This is a genomic window from Vibrio sp. 10N.239.311.G01 (assembly GCF_041465805.1).
GTDB classification, from domain to species: domain Bacteria; phylum Pseudomonadota; class Gammaproteobacteria; order Enterobacterales; family Vibrionaceae; genus Vibrio; species Vibrio crassostreae_C.
The window spans coordinates 25163-34899 of the sequence record NZ_JBFSRM010000025.1 but is presented as its reverse complement, the minus strand read 5'-3'; the positions used below and the strand labels follow the sequence as shown (position 1 = coordinate 34899).

Sequence of the window (9737 nt, the reverse complement as noted above, 5' to 3'; positions counted from 1 at the left end):
TTCTGCTTCTGCTTCTGCTTCTGCTTCTGCTTCTGCTTCTGCTTCTGCTTCTGCTAGGACAGGTTGCTGCTCTTCTTGAGTCTCTTCAAGCGCTTGATCTGATTCAGCAAGCTCAGATTCAACTGACTGAGGTTCAGCTGGCTTAGCTACTTCAGCTTCAGCCTCGACTTGTGATTCAACTTCAGTTTGATCTTCAACGTTTTCTACGTTCGCTTCATTCTGAGTTTTTGGGCTTTGTTCTTCGTCACCAAAACCAAGCCACGATAATAATCCGCGCTTCTTTTTTTCCGTCATCAGAGGAGTTTCCTAGATCTACTAATTAGCTGTATTGACTTAATACACGTCGACTCTTTGCTATTGTTATACAATACAAGCTTGTACAAACGAATAGTAAAGAAAAATGACAAAGCAGTGATAAGTTTGCTTTTAGCTTGATACACTTTGTCATTGCAAATTTATTTAATACACGAACCCACTTAAATTGGGCTCGGTATAGTATCACTTTATTAGCGGTCAAAAAATCTATGGTAAGACGTCGCCAGCAAAACACATCACAAAAAAAGCCATCCGGAGGCTTTGTTCGAATTATTAGTGGCTCATGGAGAGGTAGAAAGCTGCCTGTTCATGATTTAGAAGGATTACGCCCAACCATTGACCGAGTAAAAGAAACACTCTTTAACTGGGTGGCTCAAGATATCCCACATTCAACTTGCTTGGATGTATTTGCCGGTTCTGGCGGTCTAGGTTTTGAAGCAGCTTCTCGCCAAGCCAAAATGGTGACACTGCTCGAAATGAATCAAAAGGCGGCTAAACAGCTTTCTGATAACGCGAAAGAGCTCAAGGCAGACAACATTAATGTCGTGAATACTGATGCTATCTCTTTCCTTAAGAAACCGGGCACGCCTTACGATATGGTTTTCCTTGATCCACCATTTCGTCAAGGCTTACTGGCAGAAACAGTACAACTGCTTGAGAGTAACGGTTGGCTTGCAGACAATGCCATCATTTACGTCGAGACAGAGAAAGAACTGAAACTCGAAGCTATGCCAGAGAACTGGGAATTGCATCGCGACAAGACCACCGGACAGTCAAGCTACCGACTGTTCAATCGAATCACTGAAGAATAGGAGTTATTGAATGAAGTTCTTGCTTCCACTAGCAAAAGCAGCCATCGCCTTTGTTTGGTTTATCTTAATCGTAAATATTTTCTACCCGTTTCCGGGTAATGCTGCGATTGCGCTTTATATCATGACCGCATTCTTGTTCTTCATGCACGGCCTGCAGATGCTGATTTTCATCGGTGCATTCGGCGATAAGATCGAGATGTCACGTTGGGAGAAGTGGTCAATATTGATTTTCGGTGTCTTCGCCTTACTCGATATCCGACGCAAACACATGATGTAATCGAGCTTAAGCCCAGATATAAAACGCTTAGCTACAGAAAACATCATGACAGAAACAGTAGAGACAAAAACGCCGCTCATTTAAGCGGCGTTTTTTTATTCAGCAATGATATTGATGTTAGCCCATGTAGCCTTTCACACCATCGAGAAACATTTGCGTCGACAGCATAACCAACAACAAGCCCATCAAGCGTTCGATGGCTTTAAGACCTCTCTCTCCCAGCACTCGCAGGAAGAAGCCATTAAACATCAGAATGAAGAAGGTAGCGCCCCAAGCCAGCATCACAGCCGCTGAAAGCTCTAACATATTGTCAGGGTGCTGTGTCGACAACAGAATCAATGCCGCAATCACTGAAGGGCCAGCAATCATTGGGATCGCCATCGGCACAATAAACGGTTCTTCACCCGCCGCGAGGCCAGTAATACTACCCGCACTTGGGAAAATCATCTTAATCGCGATAATAAACAGAATAATACCGCCAGAGATACTCAAGGTTTCAGGCTGCACGTGCAGGAAGTTCATAATGCTTTGACCCGCAAATAAGAACAGCAGCAAGATAACCAGTGCGAACATCAGCTCACGAATCAGAACAATACGGCGACGCTTCGGGTCAATATGCTTAAGGATAGAGAGCACGATTGGCAAGTTGCCAAGCGGGTCCATGATAAGAAACAGCATGGTTGCTGCAGATAAGATTTCCATAAGTTTGTCTCGAAAAGCGTAAGTGCGCGGAGTATAGCAGCCTCAACATTGATTTTCGAACGCAGTGATAAGCGGGTTAACTGATGCTTTTAAAAGGGGATATTATAAGAAGGCAAATTAGCGAAAGCAGATTGAAAGGTAATGAAAAGAGTGGAGCCGAAACATGCACCCACTCTTTATTCACGAATAAAACAAGCCACTAAGAATTAGTGATTACACACACGTTCGCGGTTAGTGCAAAGCTTATCATCGACAACGACAACCTTTTCCATCTTCAAGAAAAACTTCAACAGGCTATCTAAATCCAGACCATTGAGCTTACAAGTATGGAAGCGAGCTTCTTCGCCATAGGTTTGAGCAAGCGCTAATGTTAGCTCTTCGCGAGTCAGTGGCTTTTCACTAAGCAGGTTTAAAACGTTGTGTGCGTGAATTTCAGTCGTCATAACTCAATCTCATATTTAATGAATTACACGTAGAGTACCGAGTTTTAGCAACGCCGTTTTGATGTAGCTCAGGCTTGAGAGAGCTCTACCCTAAATAGTAATCGATGCGACGATGAATGCGTGTGCGAGAAAGTAACTGCCCGTTACCCAAAAGTAAGCGCCCTTGATTGGGCTGCGGTAACTGTTTAGCGCATAAGCTAAGGCCGAAAGGAGCAGCACGCTACAGCCAGCAAAACCGACCGCGTGTGATAACTGAGGATCCAGCAGCCAAACCTCACCAGAAGCCCATGCTAACTGAATAAGCACAATGCCCATGATGACCACGGGAAAAACGAGTTTGTCTAAGCGTGGCAGCAGTAAAAAGAAAGCAACAACGCAAGCTGCCAATAACAGCGCGAACAACCACCAAACCATTTCACCTGATAGCTGTAACCAAAAAGCTTTGCTGTAACAGAGTTGAGCCAATAAGAAGCAGACAAAATGCAGAGGGCGTTTTTGAGTGAGAGTATGAAGCACATCTGCGATCGCAGAGATAGCCAACCCCGCAACTATCCAATAGGTAAAGTCAGCCACAACCGACTGAGTTAAAGCAATTGTCGCTAATAATACAAAGGTAAATACCTTATACGATAAGGCCTGACCGATATGTCCATGTTTCGTTCCTGCTATTGCTCCGATACCAGATAAGGAAACCGCTAACCAACTCCACATACCACTTGCCCTATTGCTTTAAATCGTCGCCAGTCTAGGCACACGAGTGTTGATGTAAAGCCTCAGCCCCTCAAAATTGGATCTTGATTACGCTTCCACTAAAAAGAGTCTCTTTAGATTGAAGTCGTAACAATTACCACCATGACAATGGCCATTCTTTTAAAACTAGAACGAATCATCATAAAACCCATTCAAACTGGCATTAGAGTCGCCATACTTGAGTTTTGGCCAATTCTAACCTATCGACTTCACCAAAATCGGCTTAATTCCGTCAAATACCACACTTGAAAAATTAAAATAACCACCTTTAAATCAAACAATAACAATAACTTAAACAAAGAAACTCAAGATTAATAAGGAAATAAAAACGCCAACCAAGCCTAGACTTGTAAAGTAGCCAGTTTTCTTTTTTTAAATCCCAGTTTTGTCAGGTTATTTCAAGCCCCCGGTAAAAACCGCCACAAAAACCAAGTCGAAAACTTAAAAAACCAACCAAAACAAACCTAGCCACCACCAGCCCCTATTAATACAGTTTAACAACCTTTAACAATATAAATTACACAAAACAACCATTACAAAACAACAAGTTAAATCAAATTAGAACAAACATAAATCACAACGAACAAAATAAGAACACACCATAAAACACAGTTAAACACTGCCAAACAAGCCAAAAACTCATAGTTTTCTACTACTTTTAAAGCTTTCGAAAGTAATTCTTGATCTAAAGCCATAAGTAGTGCTATTCTTTAAAAAATAGCGAGAGACAACCAAATTTAGGAGTAGTGTTATGATTTCATCTTCGCAAAGACAAGGACTTGTAATGATCGCGGTAGTTGTAGGTCTAATGACACTACCGATGATGTACTAAGCAAGTTACAGATAAAAAAAGGGACGCCATGAGCGTCCCTTTTTTTGTTCAATTTTTTCACTTCGAAAACAGATGCAGTGTTAGCACATCCCAGTTCGCATAATAGAAACCTGCGGCAGCTAAAGTCATTGCCATCATCAGTAAGATCGCAACTCGCCAGATAAAACGACCACTACGTGGAGTCAGCTCCTTCTCACAGTCGTTACACATCATGATGAACTTATGTTGGTCTTCCAACTTAGCCTCATGTTCATTGACTACCTTATTACGACACGTTGCGATATAGCGCAGCTTGCTCACCATATCGTGCGGTAGCCTTTCTTCACAGCTTGTTACAAGCTCATGCAATCCTTCGCCTTCGGCATGATATTGAAGCCTCAATAATTTCTCTATATTGCGAGTTCTTGTCACCACTTTTTCAATATCGGTCATCTTAGCCCTCCCACTCCACACTATAATTCTAGTCGAGCATTTCCCTATTCTTATACAAAATCACTGTTATTTACGAGAGAAAGAGACAATAAATAACAATGCTTTATCCCAAACTGACCATTAAATGTGATGTCTGCCGAAAAATAATCAGCTTGGCTTACAACAGTTCACGAATAACGGCTTTAAACACATATCCCTATTGCCTGAAAGACTAGAATAACCATCACGACTACATGGAGGTTATATGCCTAATTCACTCTTTTTTGCCATCTTTGCTCTCGCTGCTCTAGCGGCTTGGGTATTTATTGGTTTCTATCGAAAACACTCGCAAGGTGAAAATGCGCCAGAGAAGAAAGTGAATGTCACGGTGTTAGACAAACAATCGATCGACCTTCCTGACGCAGAACCGGGCCAAGAAGATCAAGAGTACTGGATTTACGTTCAACGTGGTGTGGTTGGTCCGAAGCGAGAATTCCAAGTCGGCATCCACTATTTCCACGCCCTTAACCCTGGCGACAAAGGAACCTTAACCTACCAAGGCGATAAGTTCTTACACTTTGCGTTGAAGCGCTAAACGTCAGCCGCTTCAACTGTCGTCCCTAAGCAATCCATCAGAAAGCCTTAGCAATCACCGCTAAGGCAATAACCAACGCGTTTTCTCTGACTTAGACACCAACCAGCTCATCCATAATGCGCCAGCTCCGCTGATCACAATCCATAATGGAATAACCCATACCGGATGTCCTTGGTACCAACCAAACTCTTTCATCGGCCACAAGAAAATCGGGTGCAGCAGGTAAATACCTAAGCTGTGCTTACTGATAAAGCCAACCACTTGGTTACTCTTCTCAGACAGGCCTTCACCATAGTAACGGCATACCATGAACACCATGCTCGCGGCTAATACGGTATTCAACGTTTTGTAAGATAGCCAGCGCCCTACCGTGTACTCTTCTGCTACCAAGCTTGCATCAACCACCATGTAAACCGTGGTTAGTAACGCTAGCCCACCCAGTAACACACTCACGCCAACGGTCATCTTGTTAAGTGGCACAATCTTATACAGCAAGTAACCCAATGGTAAGTAACCGGTGTACAACCACAATTCGTGACTCCAAGGGCCATCGATTTTCAGTAAGAACAGCAATGTTGTGAACAACCATACCGCCGTAAAGGCATAGACCGATCTATCACCGTACTTTCTAACCATGATCTGCAAGAACGGAATCACAAAATAGAGTGGGATGAAGTAATAGAAGAAACCAAGGTGGTAATAGGTGTAATGATGGTAGCTATTAAGCAACACGTCCCAACTGACGTCGGCATCAAAGCCCATTGCTGACCAGCCCGACAGATAGGTATAGAAAAGCGACCAGACAATGAAAGGTATCAGTACCTTGCCCAAACGACGCTTGAGGTAGTATTTGGCGTCAAACGGGCGCTGATCACTGAGCATCAGTGCGCCAGTAATCAAAATGAACACAGGTACTGCCCAGCGGCTGAAACCGTTTACCGTAATGGCAGTAAGCCATTCACCGAAAGGAATAGTGCCCAACTCATTGCGATAAGGCGCCAAAACATGAATCGCGATAACCGCTACGGCCGCGACACATCGTGCTAAATCAAAAAAGAGAATTCGCTGCTTCATGTAAATGCCTGATTAATATTCAATCATTCTACTATAGCAATAAAAAAGCTGACCGGAATAAATACCAAGTCAGCTTAGTGTTAAAGGAGATACTTATCGCGAATTTAGCTCATACGACTCTAGCTTCTGCGACTTGAGCTCTCACAAATGAGGCTCATGTGGCTGAAGCTTATGCCGCTGAAATTTTCGGCACTTTCGGTAAACGCAGAGAGATCACCGTCGTTATCGCCAAGAATGCGAAGGAAACCCACAGACACGCAGACAAACCTGCCATTTGGAATACCAAGCCCGACAATATCGTGCCAATCAAACGGCCCATCGCGTTTGCCATGTAGTAGAAACCGACATCAAGAGAAACGCCATCGCCTTTCGCATAACTCACAATCAAATATGAGTGAAGTGATGAGTTCACCGCAAAGATGACACCAAACACCATCAAGCCACCGATAATAACTAACTCGGGTTGCCAGCCAATCTGTACCGCATAAGCGATAGCAGCGGTCACTATAGCCAGCGCACCAGCCCATAACAGCGCGGCATGGCCATCTGGCACCTTACCTTGAGCTTTACCAGTAATCTTGGGTGCAATGCCCTGCACAAAGCCGTATGCGATGGTCCAAGCCGCTAAGAAGCCACCCACCCATGAGTGATCCCAACCAAACACACTGCCTAGGTAAATCGGCAAAGCAATCACAAACCACACATCACGAGCGCCAAACAGGAACATACGTGCTGCGGATAGGATGTTGATGGATTCAGACTTAGAGAAGATCTGTTTGAACTTAGGCTTGGTTTTCGCTTTGCCCATGTCCGCTTCTAAGCTCAACACACTGCCAACGAAGACCAATGCCAACACGGCTGCCATCGCGAGCACGGCGTATTGGAAGCCAATCGTTGAAAGCAGTAAACCACCAATAAAGAAGCCTGCCCCTTTAAGCGCATTCTTAGATCCGGTCAGAATCGCAATCCACTTATAAAGCGCGCCTTGTTGTTCATCAGGAACCAGAGTCTTAATTGAGCTCTTGGCACTCATCTTATTGAGGTCTTTAGCGATACCAGACAAGGCTTGCGCCGCCATGACCCAAGGAATGGTCAGCATTGCCGTTGGCACCGCGAGCATACCCAAGGCGACGACTTGCATGCCTAACCCAATGTTCATGGTCTTATTGAGGCCAAGACGCGCCCCTAACCAGCCACCGATTAGGTTAGTCACCACACCAAAGAATTCATAGAAAAGGAACAGTGAGGCGATTTCTAGTGAACTGTAGCCAAGGTCGTAAAAATACAGAACCACCAGCATGCGAAGTGCACCATCAGTAATGGTGAAGTTCCAGTAGTTGAAAGTCACCAACATATATTGGCGAACGCTCTTACTTAGATTTGAAAACATAACGCTATCTCTGCAATCTAAACAAAAAGAGCTTTTGGATCATGATAAGTTCAACACTCCAGAGACCAAAAGCTCCCTGTCTAACACTGATGACTATTAGCTATTCGCTATTCGCTACGCCATTAATGTATTCAACCTGGATAGGTTTAGTGAAGGCACCTGGACGCAGTGCCTGCACCTCTTGAACTACCTTGCTCAAATCCCAGCCTTTTTCTAACAGTAGGTGAGCTGCGAACAAACCAGTGCGACCAGAGCCGCCCATACAATGCATTGCAACCTTGCCGCCGTTATCGACGATGTTATGTAGCTCAGGGCTAGCTGCTTGCCACTTCGCAGCAAAACCAGCACCCGGTGCACAGTCGTCTTCAATTTCGATCTGGAACCATTGCATACCTAACGCACGTGTTTTTTCACCAAGTGCCGCCACGTCTTTGCTTGCAAGCTCATGGTCATCAAGTGCTGTCACGATAGCTTCAACGCCTTGCTCTTTTAGCTGAGCCAGTGATGCATCAAGCGTTGCTTCTTTTGTGCCAGGGCATGGTGTTAGAACTAATGCGCCAGTCTCTACTTTTAGTTCCCAAGTTGGATGTGTCATTATATCTTCTCCAGATTCTTATTAAGCAAGGCCAACGGTACGAACCAGCTCAGCAGTACGTGTTGCGTAACCCATCTCGTTATCGTACCAAGCGTAGATCTTAACCATGCGCTTACCGACCAACATCGTTGATAGTGCATCCACGATTGTTGAGCGTTGGTCACCTTTGTAATCGATAGAAACCAGTGGACGCTCTTCAAAGCCAAGAATACCTTTTAGTTCATTCTGAGACGCTTCTTTCAGCATCGCGTTAACTTCTTCTGCCGTGGTGTCTTGCTTCACTTCGAAGATGATGTCTGTCAGAGAAGCGTTCGCTAGCGGTACACGAACTGCGTGGCCGTTGATGCGGTTTTCTAGCTCAGGGAAGATCTCAACAATCGCTTTGGCGCTGCCCGTCGTTGTTGGGATAAGACTCATGCCACATGCACGTGCGCGGCGTAAGTCTTTGTGCGGCGCATCAAGAATAGTTTGCGTGTTAGTTAAATCGTGAATAGTGGTGAAGGCTGCGTTCTCGATACCAAGCTTCTCGTTGATCACCTTAACCACTGGCGCGATACAGTTCGTTGTACAAGACGCTGCCGTTACGATTTTGTGTACCGCAGGGTCGAAGATATTGTCATTCACACCAACAACGATGTTTGCGATGCCTTCTTCTTTCACTGGCGCCGATACCACAACACGTTTCACGCCCTGCTCTAGGTATTTGTTTAGGAAAGAGGTCTTACGGTGAACACCTGTCGCTTCGATAACCACATCACAACCAGACCAGTCGATCGCATCGATGTCGCGCTCTTGTGTGGTCTTGATGCGCTGGCCATTAATGATCATCTCATCGCCTTCTGCAGTTACTTCGTGGTGAAAGCGACCTTGAACTGAATCAAATTCTAGAAGGTGGGCCAGTGTTGTTGTGTCGCCAGCAACATCGTTAATTTGAACAAATTCTAGCTCATCCCAATCGAATGCTGCGCGAAGTGCTAGACGGCCGATACGACCAAAACCATTAATACCTACTTTGACTGTCATTTTCTGTTCTCTCAGTTAATTGCCTTCATATTTGAAGCCGCAGCGTTGTTGACTACGTTCACTTACCGGAGCGCCGGCCGCCCTAATTACATAGAGCCACTATGCTCATAGGGATAAGTTCACTTGTCGCCTAGCTGCAACTACAACTATTTCGGCATTAAGTTTTAATGTATTTAAACGCAACATACTGGGCGTGAGTTCATCGACTCTAAGCGCTCAATATCTTGCTGGTATTCAGTTTTCAAACAGTTCGATGCAATAAGGTCGTCAATTAACTTTAGCATCCAACCTGGTAAATCTTGTGACAGGCGGTAAAACACCCACTGCCCCTGGCGAACATCAATCAAAACACCGTTTGAACGCAGCTGCGCAAGATGGCGTGAAACCTTTGGCTGACTTTCTTGCAATGCCTGAGTCAACTCACCAACCGATAAGCACTCATTGCGAACTATCAACATTAAGCAACGCACTCGCGTTTCATCGGACAGTAATTTAAAAAATTGGTGAGGAAGCATAAA

At 44.7% G+C, this 9737-nt stretch carries 12 protein-coding genes and 1 pseudogene; 3 read left to right on the top strand and 10 right to left on the bottom strand.

What is annotated here, in order from left to right:
• Positions 1-294, bottom strand: a pseudogene (locus AB6D06_RS17795) (hypothetical protein); the annotation flags it as partial.
• A 230-nt stretch (positions 295-524) separates the two neighbouring features.
• On the opposite strand from AB6D06_RS17795, the gene rsmD reads away from it, so the two are divergent.
• On the top strand, positions 525-1127 hold the full coding sequence (gene rsmD / locus AB6D06_RS17790; RefSeq protein ID WP_017066764.1) for a 16S rRNA (guanine(966)-N(2))-methyltransferase RsmD: 603 nt from the start codon (positions 525-527) through the stop codon (positions 1125-1127).
• Between the two features lie 10 nt (positions 1128-1137).
• On the top strand, positions 1138-1404 hold the full coding sequence (locus AB6D06_RS17785; protein ID WP_016784000.1) for a DUF1145 domain-containing protein: 267 nt from the start codon (positions 1138-1140) through the stop codon (positions 1402-1404).
• A 117-nt stretch (positions 1405-1521) separates the two neighbouring features.
• Here AB6D06_RS17785 and AB6D06_RS17780 read toward each other — a convergent pair whose 3' ends face one another.
• From AB6D06_RS17780 to AB6D06_RS17765, 4 genes are all read right to left on the bottom strand, one after another.
• Positions 1522-2106 carry a YhgN family NAAT transporter gene (locus tag AB6D06_RS17780; protein ID WP_017061035.1) on the bottom strand — a complete coding sequence of 195 codons (585 nt, stop codon included), beginning with the start codon at positions 2104-2106 and terminating at the stop codon, positions 1522-1524.
• 206 nt (positions 2107-2312) lie between these two features.
• Entirely contained in the window at positions 2313-2549 is a 237-nt protein-coding gene (locus AB6D06_RS17775; RefSeq protein WP_017066763.1) for a YecH family metal-binding protein, read from the bottom strand.
• A 90-nt stretch (positions 2550-2639) separates the two neighbouring features.
• Positions 2640-3260 (bottom strand): lysoplasmalogenase, encoded by a 621-nt coding sequence (locus tag AB6D06_RS17770; RefSeq protein ID WP_017061033.1) that lies wholly within the window; start codon positions 3258-3260, stop codon positions 2640-2642.
• A gap of 928 nt (positions 3261-4188) precedes the next feature.
• On the bottom strand, positions 4189-4563 hold the full coding sequence (locus tag AB6D06_RS17765) for a hypothetical protein (RefSeq protein ID WP_004736595.1): 375 nt from the start codon (positions 4561-4563) through the stop codon (positions 4189-4191).
• Positions 4564-4807: 244 nt separating this feature from the next.
• Here AB6D06_RS17765 and AB6D06_RS17760 point away from each other — a divergent pair, with 244 nt between their 5' ends.
• Positions 4808-5137 (top strand): DUF2500 domain-containing protein, encoded by a 330-nt coding sequence (locus AB6D06_RS17760; RefSeq protein ID WP_017061032.1) that lies wholly within the window; start codon positions 4808-4810, stop codon positions 5135-5137.
• A gap of 60 nt (positions 5138-5197) precedes the next feature.
• Here the strand turns inward: AB6D06_RS17760 and AB6D06_RS17755 are convergent, their stop codons facing one another.
• From AB6D06_RS17755 to AB6D06_RS17735, 5 genes are all read right to left on the bottom strand, one after another.
• Entirely contained in the window at positions 5198-6211 is a 1014-nt protein-coding gene (locus tag AB6D06_RS17755; RefSeq protein WP_372111208.1) for an acyltransferase, read from the bottom strand.
• A gap of 169 nt (positions 6212-6380) precedes the next feature.
• Entirely contained in the window at positions 6381-7601 is a 1221-nt protein-coding gene (gene arsJ, locus AB6D06_RS17750) for an organoarsenical effux MFS transporter ArsJ (protein ID WP_372111205.1), read from the bottom strand.
• A 100-nt stretch (positions 7602-7701) separates the two neighbouring features.
• Positions 7702-8196 carry a cyclin-dependent kinase inhibitor 3 family protein gene (locus AB6D06_RS17745; RefSeq protein WP_372111203.1) on the bottom strand — a complete coding sequence of 165 codons (495 nt, stop codon included), beginning with the start codon at positions 8194-8196 and terminating at the stop codon, positions 7702-7704.
• A gap of 21 nt (positions 8197-8217) precedes the next feature.
• The gene (locus tag AB6D06_RS17740) at positions 8218-9219 is read right to left on the bottom strand and encodes an ArsJ-associated glyceraldehyde-3-phosphate dehydrogenase (protein ID WP_017061027.1); all 1002 of its coding nucleotides are present in this window, start codon (positions 9217-9219) and stop codon (positions 8218-8220) included.
• 173 nt (positions 9220-9392) lie between these two features.
• Positions 9393-9734: a metalloregulator ArsR/SmtB family transcription factor gene (locus AB6D06_RS17735; protein ID WP_017063763.1), complete on the bottom strand. Its 342-nt coding sequence runs from the start codon at positions 9732-9734 to the stop codon at positions 9393-9395.
• Positions 9735-9737 lie beyond the last annotated feature (3 nt).